11 protein-coding genes are annotated in these 14,389 nt (G+C 72.6%); 2 read left to right on the top strand and 9 right to left on the bottom strand.

Annotated features, from left to right (window positions below):
- Positions 1 to 73: 73 nt before the first annotated feature.
- From OG272_RS35560 to rimP, 9 genes are all read right to left on the bottom strand, one after another.
- Positions 74 to 1,027, bottom strand: coding sequence for a bifunctional riboflavin kinase/FAD synthetase (locus tag OG272_RS35560; protein ID WP_326576496.1), 954 nt, complete (start codon positions 1,025 to 1,027; stop codon positions 74 to 76).
- A gap of 136 nt (positions 1,028 to 1,163) precedes the next feature.
- Positions 1,164 to 5,600 (bottom strand): serine protease, encoded by a 4,437-nt coding sequence (locus OG272_RS35555; RefSeq protein WP_405895496.1) that lies wholly within the window; start codon positions 5,598 to 5,600, stop codon positions 1,164 to 1,166.
- A gap of 445 nt (positions 5,601 to 6,045) precedes the next feature.
- Positions 6,046 to 6,960 carry a tRNA pseudouridine(55) synthase TruB gene (truB, locus tag OG272_RS35550; RefSeq protein ID WP_327727587.1) on the bottom strand — a complete coding sequence of 305 codons (915 nt, stop codon included), beginning with the start codon at positions 6,958 to 6,960 and terminating at the stop codon, positions 6,046 to 6,048.
- Positions 6,957 to 7,403, bottom strand: coding sequence for a 30S ribosome-binding factor RbfA (gene rbfA / locus OG272_RS35545; protein WP_326576503.1), 447 nt, complete (start codon positions 7,401 to 7,403; stop codon positions 6,957 to 6,959). The genes truB and rbfA overlap by 4 nt, the downstream gene beginning before the upstream one ends.
- A gap of 60 nt (positions 7,404 to 7,463) precedes the next feature.
- Positions 7,464 to 7,757, bottom strand: a complete 294-nt coding sequence (locus tag OG272_RS35540; protein WP_013000329.1) for a DUF503 domain-containing protein — start codon at positions 7,755 to 7,757, stop codon at positions 7,464 to 7,466.
- Between the two features lie 194 nt (positions 7,758 to 7,951).
- Entirely contained in the window at positions 7,952 to 11,107 is a 3,156-nt protein-coding gene (gene infB, locus OG272_RS35535) for a translation initiation factor IF-2 (RefSeq protein ID WP_326576509.1), read from the bottom strand.
- Positions 11,108 to 11,254: 147 nt separating this feature from the next.
- On the bottom strand, positions 11,255 to 11,551 hold the full coding sequence (locus OG272_RS35530) for a YlxR family protein (protein ID WP_326576511.1): 297 nt from the start codon (positions 11,549 to 11,551) through the stop codon (positions 11,255 to 11,257).
- Positions 11,552 to 11,700: 149 nt separating this feature from the next.
- Positions 11,701 to 12,687, bottom strand: coding sequence for a transcription termination factor NusA (nusA, locus tag OG272_RS35525; protein WP_326576513.1), 987 nt, complete (start codon positions 12,685 to 12,687; stop codon positions 11,701 to 11,703).
- 2 nt (positions 12,688 to 12,689) lie between these two features.
- Complete coding sequence (gene rimP / locus OG272_RS35520) at positions 12,690 to 13,199, bottom strand: ribosome maturation factor RimP (protein ID WP_326576515.1); 510 nt, start codon at positions 13,197 to 13,199, stop codon at positions 12,690 to 12,692.
- Positions 13,200 to 13,450: 251 nt separating this feature from the next.
- On the opposite strand from rimP, the gene OG272_RS35515 reads away from it, so the two are divergent.
- On the top strand, positions 13,451 to 13,936 hold the full coding sequence (locus OG272_RS35515; protein WP_326585596.1) for a hypothetical protein: 486 nt from the start codon (positions 13,451 to 13,453) through the stop codon (positions 13,934 to 13,936).
- Entirely contained in the window at positions 13,933 to 14,388 is a 456-nt protein-coding gene (locus OG272_RS35510) for a ferritin-like domain-containing protein (protein ID WP_405895495.1), read from the top strand. Before OG272_RS35515 ends, OG272_RS35510 begins: the two co-directional genes overlap by 4 nt.
- Position 14,389 lies beyond the last annotated feature (1 nt).

The raw sequence follows: 14,389 nt of genomic DNA, 5'->3' as shown, positions 1-14,389 counted from the left end.
ACACGTCGGAGGGCCCGTACCGTTCACGATCCACGAACGGTACGGGCCCTCCGACGCAACCAGACCTCGGGGGCTACTCCCCCTCATACGCCCCGATCAGCTCCCGGCACTTCTTCACGTCCTCGCCCATCGCCACGAGCAGCGCCTCCAGCGAGTCGAACTTCGCCTGGCCGCGCACGAAGGCGAGGAAGTCGACGGCGACATGGAGGCCGTAGAGGTCGAGTCCGACGCGGTCGATGGCGTACGCCTCGACCGTGCGCTCGGTGCCGTCGAACTGCGGGTTCGTGCCGACGGAGATCGCGGCGGGCATCGCCTCGCCGGCGACGTGCAGCCAGCCGGCGTAGACGCCGTCGGCGGGGATCGCGGTGTGCGGGAGGGTCTCGACGTTGGCCGTGGGGAAGCCCAGTTCGCGGCCGCGCTGGGCGCCGCGTACGACGACCCCCTCGACGCGGTGGGGACGGCCGAGGATCTCGCGCGCGCCCTCGACATCGCCCTCGGCGACCAGCCGTCGGGTCAGGGTCGAGGAGAACGGCTGCCCGCCGCCCGCCTCGCCGGTGACGAACAGGTCGACGACCTCGACGTCGAAGTCGTACGTCTTGCCCTGCTCGGCCAGGAACGCCACATCTCCGGCGGCCTTGTGGCCGAAACGGAAGTTGGGGCCCTCGACGACGGCCTTGGCGTGCAGCTTGTCGACCAGGACCTTGACGACGAAGTCGGCCGGGGACAGCCGCGAGAACTCGCTCGTGAAGGGCAGGATCAGCACCGCGTCCACGCCCTGCTCGGCCATCAGTTCGGCGCGGCGATGGTGCGGGGCGAGCAGCGGGGGATGCGTGCCGGGGCGTACGACCTCGCTGGGGTGCGGGTCGAAGGTGACGGCGACGGAGGGAACGCCCAGCTCACGCGCGCGTTCCACGGCGTGCCGGAGGATCAGCTGGTGCCCGCGGTGCACCCCGTCGTAAGAACCGATGGTGACGACGCTGCGCCCCCAGTCCTCGGGGATGTCCTCCAAGCCACGCCAGCGCTGCACTGTGACCGCTCCTCGTCGAACCCGTGTCCGTATTGACGCCTAACCCTTGCGCAGGTCTAAGGGTGCCATGCCCGATGCCATCGGCCCGCATCGGCATCCGCGCTGTGACCCGGAGCACGGAACTCGGCGCCGCTTTTCACGCGGGCACCCGCACGCCCGACGCCCCCGGCACCCCCGGCACCCCCGCCAGGTTCTCGATCATCCGGCGGGTGCTGGGACCGACCACCGCCGCCCACTCCTGAGGCGTGCCGCTGAGCCAGCCGGCCACCAGCGCCGCGAAGCCGGGCACATGGCGGGCCAGGTCGACGAGCGCCCAGTCGAAACGGGTGGCCCCCTCGGGCGTACGAACGAGAAGCATGCCGACCCGATGGACCAGCAACCGGGTGGCGGCACTGTCCCCCGTCTCCTCCGTCTGCCCCATGCGCCCCGTCCCCGCCCTGTCCTGCGAATCCGCTGTTCCTCCGCGCGCGGCGGCCGCCCGCAGCAGCGCGTCCAGGACGGAAGGGTCCCGCTCGGTCGCCATCAGCAGGTCGAGCAGTTCGCGCCGCAGTGGGCCGGAGACCTGCGTGCCCGGCTCGGCGAAGACCGCCGCGAGGGCTGCGCGGACCTGGACGGGGCCGTCGACGATCAGACCGCTGACCAGCGGGAACAGCACGGCTCGGGTGCCCGGTCCGTGCTCCAGCCGGCGGTCGACGTAGGCGGCGACATGCCCGGCCACCTCGGGGCGCAGTTCGACGACCTCCCTTACGAGGGTGGTGACGCGGCGGGCGAGGCCGGGTGTGGTGACCTCGGCGAGCGTCCTCAGTGCCTCCCCGTCGGAGCCCTCGGTGCCCGGAGTCCGCAGCCGGGCGCGGAAGGCGTCCAGGACCGGGTCCGGGTGGGTGGCGAGGGCGGTGACCAGGGCGCTCGCGGGCAGCTGGGCGTCGCCGGCCGCGAAGCGCTCCAGCGCCTGCGGCAGATACCGGGACCGGGTCCGCGGATCCCGTACGAGCAGGGCGAGGGCGCCGCTGTGCAGGGTGACGTCGGCGGGGCGCCCCAGCAGGGCCAGCGCCGCGTAGCGAAGCAGCTCGCGATCGGCGTGCGTACGCACGTGCGGAGCGGTCCGCAGTCCGTACGCGAGCCCCGCGACCCGCCGCGCCGGGCGCTCGTCGTGCGCCCACCGGTCGACGGCCCGGCACACCGCCGAGGGCTCCTCCTCGGACAGTACGGCGAGCAGTTCGTCGCCGCGCCGGTGCGCGCTGTCGACCAAGGCCTCGGTCAGGTCGTCCAGGGCGCACCGGCGATGCGTGTGCAGCAGCGCCTGCGCGGCCGTCGCCACGGTGGCGTCGGGGGTCGCGACCAGCGGGGTGTCGTCGAGGAACCAGCGGGTGAGGAGCGGCTGCACGGCCGCGGGGCCGGCCGCGAGGAGACGGGAGACCACGTCCAGATAGCGGGGCCCCTCGCCGGGGGGCGGGTCGGCTACGACGAGGCGTCGCAGCAGGTCGAACCGTTCCGCCTCGGGCAGCGGCAGCGACGCCCAGAAGTCCGGTCCCAACTCCCCCGGTACGCCTCTGCCCTGGGCCCGCCAGGCGCCGATCCGCTCGGTGAGGAACCGCAGCACCCGGGTGTACGGCGTCGCGTCGGGCACCCGGAGCAGGACCTCGGCCAGGAGACGGGTGGCCCACCAGGTCGGGTCGTCGGGGACGGGGGCGCCCGGCGGCAGCAGTGCGTCCAGGGCGTCGAGCAACTCCTCCAGGCGTCCGGCGAGTTCGTTGGGGCCCTGTTGCCGGCCGAGGAGGAGCAGGGCGTGGACGACGGGGCCGATGCGGTGGCGGGGCACGGGGAGGTTACGGGTGGCCCGGCGGGCCTGCCGTCGGACGCGGGCCTCCGACGGCATCGTGCCCCAGCCCCGCCGTGCCTCGGCCTGGGCGACCCAGCCCCGGTGCACCAGCGCGTGCAGGGCCGCGTCGAGGTCCAGATGCGCGCCCTGGATCCAGTCGGCCAGTTCCTCGTGGGCGAAGCGGTAGCCGTCGCCGGCCGGGACGAGCAGCCCCTCGGTGAGCACGGCCGAGGCCCAGCCGGTGGTGCCGCCGAGCCGCCGCCCGGGCACCGGCCCCCACGGGAACACCGCCTCGAACGCCGCCCGGTCCAGCTCCCCCTGGCCGGGCCCCAGACACCGCCGTGCCGCCTCATGCACCTGCCCCGACACCTGCGCCGCGAGCCGCCGCACGGCCGCACCCCGCACCCCGTTCACCGCGGCGAGCCGCACGGCGACACGCAGACACATCAGATCCAGGTAGGCGGCCAGCACCTCGTCCCGATCGGGTCGTCCCACGGGGGTGGACGATGCCGCCGCGCCGGCGGAGGGCGACGCCGAGCCGAAGGAGGGCGACGCCGAGCCGAAGGGGGGAGTCGTCGAGGCGGAGGAGGATCTCGTCGAACCGACAGAGGGACCCACCGAGCCCAAGAAGCAACCCGCCGACCCGGCGGAGGAACCCACCGAGCCCAAGAAGGAACCCGCCGAGCCGGAGGAGGATGACCCAGTCCCGGAAGGGACTGTGCCCGAAGGGACTGTGCCCGAAGGGACTGTGGCGGAAGGGACCGGGCGCGTAGGGGCCGTGGCGGAAGGGACCGTGCCCATGGGGACCGTGCCCATGGGGACCGTGACGGAAGGGGCCGCCGTCGCACCGTCGCCCCCTCCCGAAGCCCCCTCGGCGCCCACACGTGAGGCTCCCGGCCCGCTGGGTCCGTACGCGTCGGGTCCCCACCCGTCCGGTCCCCACCCGTCCGGTCCCGACCGGCCGCCCCCGGCCTCTCCCCCGTCGGGCGGCCCGGCGAAGGCGCCATCCTCGCCGGGCCGCCCGTCCGGGACCTCCGGGAGTGCCGCCCGTACCTCGGACAGGAGCCGCAGGGTGAGCGGATGCCGGGCGTCGGCGTCGGCGAGCGCGTCCTCGGGGATCCCGTACCGCAGCCTGGCCCGCCGGGCCTCGTTCTCCGTCAGGTCACCCAGCCGCACGCAGGCTGGCAGCGACTGCACCTCTCCACCGGGCGCCTCCCCGTGCAGCAGCTCCGCCGGGAACTGCGCCCCGGCCCGCTCCCAGTACTCGGCCCTGCAGGCCACCACGAGCCGAGCCCCGTGCTCCCGCAGCCAGTCGACCGTCCCGGCGGTCCACTCGGCCAGCCGGTGCGCGAGCGTCGGCGGCATCTCCTCGGGCCCGTCGAGAAGCAGCACCATGGGCCGCCCCTCCGCCAGCGCCAGCCGGGCAAGCCGCTCCGGCCGGATGTCCCCGAGTTCGCCCTCGTACCGGCCTGGCAGCCAGGGCCGCCCCGCTCCGGGCCACCACTCTCCCGAAGCACCAGCACAGCCCGAGGAACCCCGACTCCCGCCAGCACCACCACCGCCCGAAGCAGCCGACGCGGCAGAGGCGGCCGGCGCGGCAGGCGCGGCAGGCGCGGCAGAGGCAGCCGAAAAGTCCGAGGCAGCCCAGCCACCCGACTCGCCCCTCCCCGCCGATGCCCCCCACTCCCCTGTGGACCTCTCCGCCGCCGACGCGGCCGACGCCGAGGACGCCGAGGACCCCGAGGACGCCGCCACGATCCGCCCCGCCCGTTCCAGCGCGCGACGGGCCGCGTCCGCTACCGAGTGGTCGTCGGAGAGCAGGTCGGCGCCGCGGAGCCACAGGGTGGGTGCGGGCTCGGGGTCCCGGCCGCGTCTGGCGGCGAGGGCGGCCAGTTCCGTCGTGCGGCCGGTGCCGGGTGGGCCGACGAGGCCGAGGACGGTGGCCGGACCGTCGGCGAAGGCGGCGAACTCCCGGACCACATCGACCCGTTCGACGGGATCGGCCTCGGCACCCGCGACGGCCCCGGCACCCGCCCCCGGCCCGTCCGACCCGACGGTGGTGGCCGTGAGCTCCAGCACCCCGGCCAGGTTCAGATCGGTCCCGTACGCGGCCACCGTCGCCGCGTTGCGCGCGAGGAGCTCGGCCAGCGGCCGCTCGGCCCGCCACCCGCGCAGGGGCACGGCGAAACCGGTGGCCCGGTGCGGGGCCTCCAGCGCCGTGCCGAGGACGCCGATCACGGCCCCGGTGGTCATGTCGAGCACGGGTCCCCCGGCCGCGCCCCCGCCCAGCCGCAGCGCCTCGCTCCCGGCCGTGCCGATCGCCAACTCCAGGGCGCCGCGCAGCAGATGGAAACCGTCCGTCGCGGTGTATGTGACGTCCGCCGTGCCCAGCACCCGCGCCTCGCGCCAGCCGCCGGCCGCGATACGGACGTACGCGCCCCTCTCGACCTCGTCCCGCAGGGCGAAGGGCAGCGGGTCCACACACAGCCCCGCGGTGCGGATGAGCGCGAGATCGAGGGCGGGCAGCGGGGTCACCGCGTCGGAGGCCACCACACAGACGCGGTCGCCGGTGGCGTGCACCACGATCCGGGCCAGCCCGTCCACCGCCTCGTGGCTGGTGACGACCGTGCCGTGGTGATCGGCCACGAAGCCCGTGCCGCGCGGTCGTCCCGCCAGATCGCCGACCCGCACCAGGACTTCGTCCCGCGCCGCCCGGCGGCCGTCGTCGGTTGCCCGACGGCCCCGTACCGCCATGTCCTGACCTCCCCGTCGTACCTGTGTTCCGACGGTAGGCACGCGAAGATCAGCGGAACAGATCGCCCGGCGAACGCGCCCCCTTCCGCTCCCTCGGTTCACTCCGAGCGCCTGCACGAAGGGGTGAATAGCCCCGGGCAGATGGATACACCTCTGGGTGGGGGAACCGAGGGGGGGGGACCGTGGAGCGGCGGGAACAGCGAACCCCGTGACCGTCGCTCCACGCTCCGCTGGGCTGGGCCGAATACGCCGGGTGCTTCCGCCACCGGCCGAACCCCCGGACTCTCCGAACCCTCCGCCTGAGAGCGCGGGGGGTTCGGAGAGTCCGGGGGTTCGGAGAGTTCGGGGGTTCGGAGAGTTCGGGGGTTCGGAGAGTTCGGCGAGTACAGGTCCCATGTGGCTGATCGCGCAGTTCCCCGCGCCCCTCAAAGAGCCGGGCTCGCCCTCAGCCGAAGACGGCCAGGCTCTTGGCCTTGCCCTTCTGGCTCTCCACCAGGGCCAGGAAGCGGCCGGTGGGGTCGAAGACCGCGACCGCGCCGCGGCCCGTGTACTCCTCGGGCATCTCCAGCCGCACGCCGTTCAGCAGCAGCCGGGCCCGCTTGTCGTCCACGTCCCAGCGCGGGAACGCGGCCGTGGCGGCCTCGGCGACCGGCATCACGGTCAGCTCCTCCTGGAGCTGGTCGAGGGTCCGCGCGGAGTCCAGCTTGTACGGCCCCACGCGCGTCCGGCGCAGCGCCGTGAGGTGGCCACCGACGCCCAGGCCGGAGCCCAGGTCGCGGGCGAGGGCCCGGATGTACGTCCCGGAGGAGCACACCACCGACACCACCAAGTCCAGCACCGGGGTGCCGTCCTCGGCGACGGTGTCCCGGACGTCGTGGACCGCGAAGGAGGAGACCGTGACGGGTCGGGCGGGAATCTCGAAGTCCTCACCGTCCCGGGCCCGTTTGTACGACCGCACGCCGTCGATCTTGATGGCGCTGACCTTGGACGGCACCTGCATGATCTCGCCGGTCAGCTCGGCCACACCGGCGTCGACGGACTCGCGGGTGACCTTCGACGCGTCGACCGACGCCGTGATCTCGCCCTCGGCGTCGTCGGTGACCGTCGTCTGCCCGAGCCGGATGGTCCCCAGGTACTCCTTCTCGGTGAGCGCGAGGTGACCGAGCAGCTTGGTCGCCTTCTCCACCCCCAGGACGAGCACTCCGGTGGCCATGGGGTCGAGCGTCCCCGCGTGCCCGACCCGCCGGGTCCGGGCGATGCCCCGCATCTTGGCGACGACGTCGTGCGAAGTGAAGCCCGACGGCTTGTCGACGATGACAAGGCCGTCGGGCGTGGTGTTCTTCTGGCGCTGCTGGGTCATTCGGCGGCGTCGTCCTCGTCGTCACCCGGCTTGCGGTACGGGTCGGCCTCACCGGCGTACGTCGCCCCCGAGGCGTTCTCGCGCACCTGGGCGTCCGAGGCCCGCGCCTTGTCGAGGAGGTCGTCGATGGTCTTGGCGGTGTCCGGGAGGGCGTCGGCCACGAAAGTGAGGGTCGGCGTGAACTTCACACCCGCGGCACGGCCGACCTCGGAACGCAGGACGCCCTTGGCGCTCTCCAGTCCCGCGGCGGCGGCCGCCCGCTCCTCGTCGTCCCCGTACACCGTGTAGAAGACGGTCGCCTCCCGCAGGTCCCCGGTCACCCGGGTGTCCGTGATGGTGACCTTCGAGCCGAGCCGCGGGTCCTTGATCCCACGCAGCAGCTTCTGGGCCACCACCTCTCGGATGAGGTCCGCCAGCCTCTTGGCACGCGCGTTGTCGGCCACTGGTCCGTCTCCTAGCTCGTTCCGCGTTACTGCTGTTTCTTGAATTGTCTCGGCGACCGGTCAGTCGTCGTCCCCGTGCAGCCGCCGTCTGACCGAGAGCAGCTCCACCTCGGGGCGTCCGGCGACCAGCCGCTCGCACCGGTCCAGTACGTCCGTCAGATGCCCCGTGTCACCGGACACCACCGCCAGCCCGATCACGGCCCGGCGGTGCAGATCCATATGGTCGACCTCCGCCACGCTCACCGCGAACTTGCGGTGCAGCTCGGCCACGATCGGACGGACGACGGAGCGCTTCTCCTTCAGCGACCGTACGTCGCCGAGCAGGAGATCGAAGGACAGAGTCCCCACGTACATGTGTGTATCCGGTTCACCCGCCGGTACGGGATAGATGGCCTGCCCACAGCACGGGGCAGGAACATCAGAACCGTACAACGAATGGCGGACACCCTCGACGGGATTGTTTGCCGGGGGTCCGGGGCGCGGCCCGGGAACGGCCACACCGGCCGGGGGTGAACAGGTCACCCCCGGCCGGCGTGAACCACCGCTGGTTACGACCGCGGCTTCTCGCGCATCTCGTACGTCGCGATGACGTCGTCGACCTTGATGTCGTTGAAGTTTCCGAGGTTGATACCACCCTCGAAGCCTTCGCGGATCTCGGTGACGTCGTCCTTGAAGCGACGCAGACCGGAGATGGTGAGGTTCTCCGCGATGACCTTGCCGTCGCGGACGAGGCGCGCCTTGGTGTTGCGCTTGACCTCTCCGGAGCGGACCAGGACACCGGCGATGTTGCCCAGCTTGGACGACTTGAAGACCTCGCGGATCTCCGCCGTGCCGAGCTCGACCTCCTCGTACTCCGGCTTGAGCATGCCCTTGAGGGCCGCCTCGATCTCCTCGATGGCCTGGTAGATCACCGAGTAGTACCGGACGTCGACGCCCTCGCGCTCCGCCATCTGCGCCGCGCGGCCCGCAGCGCGGACGTTGAAGCCGATGACGATCGCGTCGGAGCCGGTCGCCAGGTCGATGTCCGACTCGGTGACCGCACCCACGCCGCGGTGCAGGACGCGGATGTCGACCTCTTCGCCGACGTCGAGCTGGAGCAGCGAGGACTCGAGAGCCTCCACCGAACCGGACGCGTCGCCCTTGATGATGAGGTTGAGTTCCTGCACCAGACCGGCCTTGAGGGCCTCGTCCAGGTTCTCCAGGGAGAACCGGACTCCGCGCCGGGCGAAGTTGGCGTTGCGCTCACGCGCCGCGCGCTTCTCGGCGATCTGACGGGCCGTACGGTCCTCGTCGACGACGAGGAAGTTGTCGCCGGCGCCCGGGACGTTGGTGAGACCGAGGACGAGGACGGGGGTCGACGGACCCGCTTCCTCGACGTTGTTGCCGTTGTCGTCGAGCATCGCCCGGACCCGGCCGTACGCGTCGCCGACCACCATCGTGTCACCGATGCGCAGCGTGCCGCGCTGGACCAGGACGGTCGAAACGGCACCGCGGCCGCGGTCGAGGTGGGACTCGATCGCGATACCCTGCGCGTCCTGCTGGGGGTTGGCCCGCAGGTCGAGCGAGGCGTCCGCGGTCAGGACCACGGCCTCCAGCAGGGAGTCGATGTTGAGACCCTGCTTGGCGGAGATGTCGACGAACATCGTGTCGCCGCCGTACTCCTCGGCCACCAGACCGAACTCGGTGAGCTGACCGCGCACCTTGGTCGGGTCGGCGCCCTCGACGTCGATCTTGTTGACCGCGACCACGATCGGCACGTCGGCCGCCTTGGCGTGGTTCAACGCCTCGATCGTCTGGGGCATCACACCGTCGTTGGCCGCCACCACGAGGATCGCGATGTCGGTCGACTTCGCACCACGGGCACGCATGGCGGTGAACGCCTCGTGGCCCGGGGTGTCGATGAAGGTGATCCTGCGCTCTTCGTCGTTGACCTGGGTCGCGACCTGGTACGCACCGATGTGCTGCGTGATACCGCCGGCCTCGCCCGCGACGACGTTCGTCTTGCGGATGGTGTCGAGGAGGCGGGTCTTACCGTGGTCGACGTGACCCATGACGGTCACGACCGGCGGACGCGCGACGAGGAACTCCTCGCCGCCCTCGTCCTCGCCGAACTCGATGTCGAAGGACTCGAGAAGCTCTCGGTCCTCCTCCTCCGGGCTGACGATCTCGAGGATGAAGTTCATCTCGTCCGCGAGGAGCTTCAGCGTCTCGTCGGAGACGGACTGCGTGGCAGTGACCATCTCGCCGAGGTTCATCATCACGCCGACGAGCGACGCCGGGTTGGCGCCGATCTTCTCGGCGAAGTCGGTGAGCGACGCACCGCGCGACAGGCGGACGGACTGTCCGTTGCCGCGAGGCAGCATCACGCCGCCGACCGACGGGGCCTGCATGGCCTCGTACTCCTGGCGCCTCTGCCGCTTCGACTTGCGACCACGACGCGCGGGACCGCCGGGGCGACCGAAGGCGCCCTGCGTGCCACCACGGGCACCCGGACCACCGGGACGACCGCCGAAGCCGGGACGACCGCCGCCGCCACCGGGACCACCGGGACGACCGGCGAAACCGCCACCGCCGCCACCCGGACCACCGGGACGACCGGCGAAACCGCCGCCACCGCCACCGGGACCGCCCGGACGACCTGCGAAGCCGCCGCCACCGGGACGACCGCCGCCGCCACCGGGACCACCGGGACGACCGCCGCCACCGGGACCACGGCCACCGGGGCCACCGCCGCCGGGACGCGGGCCGGCAGCCGGACGCTGCGGCATCATGCCGGGGTTCGGACGAGCGCCGCCGGGGCCACCGCCGGGACGGGGACCGCCACCCTGCGGACGGGGCATGCCGCCCGGGGTCGGACGGGAACCGCCCGGAGCCTGCGGACGAGGACCGCCGCCGGCACCCTGCGGACGCGGCGCCTGGCCGGGAGCCGCGGGACGCGCACCGCCCTGGGCGCCACCGGGACCACCCGGGCCGCCGTGTCCACCAGGTCGGGGCGCGCCACCGGGACGGGGGCCCTGCGGGCGACCCATGCCCGTGGAGCCACCGGAGGTGAAGGGGTTGTTACCGGGACGCGGACCCGCGGGACGGGCACCGCCCGGCTTGGGGGCACCGGCGCCACCGGGACGCTGACCACCGGGACGCGGCGCCTGGCCACGGTCCTGACGGTCCCCGCGCTCCTGACGGTCCTGTCCGGGACCACCCGGACGCTGACCACCGTGGCCCCCGGCCGGTCGCTGAGCACCCGGGCCGGGACGAGCGCCCGGACGCGGTGCGGACGGGGCGGACGCGGCGGCCGGGGCCGACGGGGGCGCCTGGAACTCGGGCACGCTCGGGGCCGGGGAGGCCGGAGCGGGCTTCGGGGCCGGCGGCTTGGGACCCGGCAGCGGGCGCGGGCCCGGGGCCGGAGTCGCGGGCTTCTCCGCGGCGGGCGGCTTCGGTGCTGCCGGACCCGGGCGCGGGGCGGCCGGACGTGCGGCCTGCGCCGGAGAGGGGGCCCCCGGACGTGCCGGGGCGGCCTTGCGCGGGGCGGGCTTGCCGCCACCGCTGCCCTGCTGGAGGGCGTCAGTCAGTTTGCGTACAACGGGCGCCTCGATCGTCGAGGACGCCGAACGGACGAATTCACCGAGTTCCTGGAGCTTGGCCATGACGACCTTGCTCTCAACCCCGAACTCCTTGGCGAGTTCGTATACCCGGACCTTAGCCACTTCGCTCCTTTTTAGGTCCGGGTGCGTCCGGACCGTCGCTACTTCATGGGCGTACTCATCGCGTGCTCATCGAGTGCTCATCGCAATCTCGACCTACTTCCAACTCGCGGGGTACCAGGGCCGTACGGAGGCTCCGCACGGCACGTCTTACGGTGTTGCCTGCTCGGCAACTGTTGTCTGCTCCACGTATCGGCGCAACGCCTTTGTGTCGAGCGCTCCCGGGGCACGCAGCGCCCGCGTGAACGCCCGACGGCGAAGCCCCAAGTCGAGACAGACCTGGGCGGGGTGAACGTACGCACCCCGGCCGGGCAGCGTACCGCGAGGATCGGGGACGCATTCGTCCTCGATCGCCACGACCCGCAGCAGCTCGGTCTTGGCCGATCGCTGCCTGCACCCCACACAGGTGCGTTCAGGGCATGCACGGGCACGCGTCCGGCCAGACACTGCTAAGTCTACCTCCCCGCACCGACCTCACCCCTGCGGGGCAAAAATCGAACGGTTGTTGTCGTGATCTAAGCGACCTGCGGCTTGGATCTATTCCCCGGCCACCGGGCAGTACCCGAACGGCCCAGCTCGGACGTCCGATCGAGTGGTTACTCCGAGGGCTGCTCGGTGTCCGGGCGGATGTCGATCCGCCAGCCGGTGAGGCGGGCGGCGAGGCGGGCGTTCTGGCCCTCCTTGCCGATCGCCAGTGACAGCTGGTAGTCGGGCACCGTCACGCGCGCGGAGCGGGCCGCGAGGTCCACCACCTCGACCTTGGAGACCCGGGCCGGGGAGAGGGCGTTCGCCACCATCTCGGCCGGGTCGTCCGACCAGTCGACGATGTCGATCTTCTCGCCGTTCAGCTCGCCCATCACGTTGCGGACCCGGCCGCCCATCGGGCCGATACAGGCGCCCTTGGCGTTCAGACCGCTGCGGGTGGAGCGGACGGCGATCTTCGTACGGTGACCCGCCTCACGCGCGATGGCGGAGATCTCGACGGACCCGTCGGCGATCTCCGGCACCTCCAGCGCGAAGAGCTTCTTCACCAGATTGGGATGCGTGCGCGAGAGAGTGACGGACGGACCGCGGACACCCTTCGCCACCCGGACGACGTACGACCGCAGCCGCATCCCGTGCTGGTACGACTCGCCGGGGACCTGTTCCTGCACGGGCAGGATGGCCTCCAGCTTGCCGATGTCGACGAGCACGTTCTTCGGGTCGCGGCCCTGCTGGACCACACCGGTGACGATGTCGCCCTCGCGCCCCGCGTACTCGCCGAGCGTGGCGTCGTCCTCCGCGTCCCGCAGTCGCTGCAGGATCACCTGTTTGGCGGTGGTGGCGGCGATGCGGCCGAAGTCCGACGGGGTGTCGTCGAACGCGCGCGCCTCCTGCCCCTCCTCCAGGTCCTCGGGGTCCTCCTTCGCCCACACGGTCACATGGCCGGTCTCCCGGTTGAGCTCCACGCGCGCGTGACGGCGGCTTCCCTCGGTGCGGTGGTAGGCGATGAGGAGGGCCGCCTCGATCGCCTCGACGAGCAGGTCGAAGGAGATCTCCTTCTCCCGTACCAAGCCCCGCAGGGCGCTCATGTCGATGTCCACGGCTACGCCTCCTCCTCTTCCGTCATGTCCTTCTTGTCCTTGCGGTTGAACTCGACCTGGACGCGGGCCTTGTCGATCTCGGCGAAGGCGAGCCGGCGGGTGGTGGCCTTGCGGCCCTTCACTCCGGGCACCTCGAGGTCGAGGCCGTCGTCGTCCACGGTCAGGATTCTGGCGATCAGTTCCCCGTCCTCGCGGAGCGTGAACTTCACCAGGCGGTCCGCGGCCCGGCGGTAGTGGCGGTGCTCGGTGAGGGCGCGCTCGGCGCCCGGCGTACCGACTTCCAGCGTGTACTCCGCCTGGCCCATCGCGTCCGTCTCGTCCAGCTTGGCCGAGAGCGCGCGGCTGACATCGGCGACCGCGTCCAGATCCGCGCCCTCGTCCGAGTCGACGACCACGCGCAGCACCCGCTTGCGTCCGACCGAGTCCACTGCGATCTCTTCGAGATCCAGGCCCTGGGAGCGTACGAGCGGTTCCAGTAGTTCTCGCAGCCTCTCGCTCTGGGTGGTGCTCATCCGGGTGACTCCTCGGCCGCGTGTGCTGTTGTGGGTAGGGCGCGTGTCAGGTCAAAGGGTAGCCGCTCCACTGGGGTGTTGCCGTCCATGAGGGTTCCTGTGGGAGGGGGTTCCCGCGCCCCTCTCGGGGCTCGGGGACTTTCACGGGTACCGTGATCACACCGCTTCTTTGTTCGTACGACCCCCCGAGGACGTCTGCCGTGTCGTTCACCGTGCCGTCGCGTACCCCGTCGGGGCCGCGCAGAAGGAGTCTGCTTGTCGGGGCCGCCGGTGCGGGCCTGCTGGCGGGGTGTTCGGCGGGGGGTGAGGGGTCGGATTCCGCCGGGGGAAGTCCTTCGGTGGTGGCGAAGGCCCGGGCCCGGGTGGTGAAGGACAGTGGAGGGCTGGTGAAGCGGTACGACGCCGTGATCGCCGCGCATCCGGATCTGGCCGCGCTGCTGACACCGCTGCGGGCGGAGGTCGTACGGCATGCCCGGGCGTTCGGGGCCGGGAAGGACGCGCGTCCGGCTGCGGCGAGCGCCTCCCCGTCCGGCTCGCCTTCCGCCTCGGCGTCCCCCTCCCCCGTGCCGGAGGACCCCAGGGCAGCCCTCGCCGAGTTGGCCGCCGCCGAGCGGAGGCTCGCCGACACGCGGGCCAAGGCGTTGCTGGAGGTACCGGGCGAGATGGCGCGGCTGATGGCTTCGGTGGCGGCGGCGGGGGCCGGGCACGCGTACATGTTGACGGAGGGCGCGAAGTGAGCGGCGGGGAGCTGAAGGCGGTACAGGCGGCGCTCGGGGCCGAGCACGCCGCCGTGTACGGGTACGGGGTCGTCGGCGGGAAGATCGGTGAGGCGCGGCAGAGCGAGGCGCGGGAGGCGTACGACGCGCACCGGGCCCGCCGGGACACGCTCACCCGGGCCGTGCGGGATCTGGGCGGCAAACCCGCCGTGGCGGCCGCCGGGTACGCCCTGCCCTTCCAGGTGACCGATTCCGACTCCGCCGCGCGGCTCGCCGCCGAGCTGGAGGAGCGGGTGGCCGGCGTGTACTCCGATCTCGTCCGGGCCTGCGAGGGTGACCGGCGCGGCACGGCTGCCGAGGCGCTGCGGGAAGCGGCGGTGCGGGCGGTGCGGTGGCGGGGCGGAAGCGTAGCCTTCCCTGGTCTCACCGAGCGGACGGCCGCTGCCGGCCCGTCGGCGACACCGCACACCTGAT

The sequence above is a fragment of the Streptomyces sp. NBC_00104 genome, from assembly GCF_045160825.1.
GTDB lineage: Bacteria > Actinomycetota > Actinomycetes > Streptomycetales > Streptomycetaceae > Streptomyces.
Note: the sequence above shows the minus strand (reverse complement) of the source record. Positions and strands in the feature narration are given on the sequence as shown.

What these genes read in the sequence shown, in the direction of transcription:
- OG272_RS35555 (WP_405895496.1), bottom strand. Translation starts at nt 5,600, where the DNA reads ATGGCGGTACGGGGCCGTCGGGCAACCGACGACGGCCGCCGGGCGGCG.
- truB (WP_327727587.1), bottom strand. Translation starts at nt 6,960, where the DNA reads ATGACCCAGCAGCGCCAGAAGAACACCACGCCCGACGGCCTTGTCATC.
- OG272_RS35540 (WP_013000329.1), bottom strand. Translation starts at nt 7,757, where the DNA reads ATGTACGTGGGGACTCTGTCCTTCGATCTCCTGCTCGGCGACGTACGG.
- rimP (WP_326576515.1), bottom strand. Translation starts at nt 13,199, where the DNA reads ATGAGCACCACCCAGAGCGAGAGGCTGCGAGAACTACTGGAACCGCTC.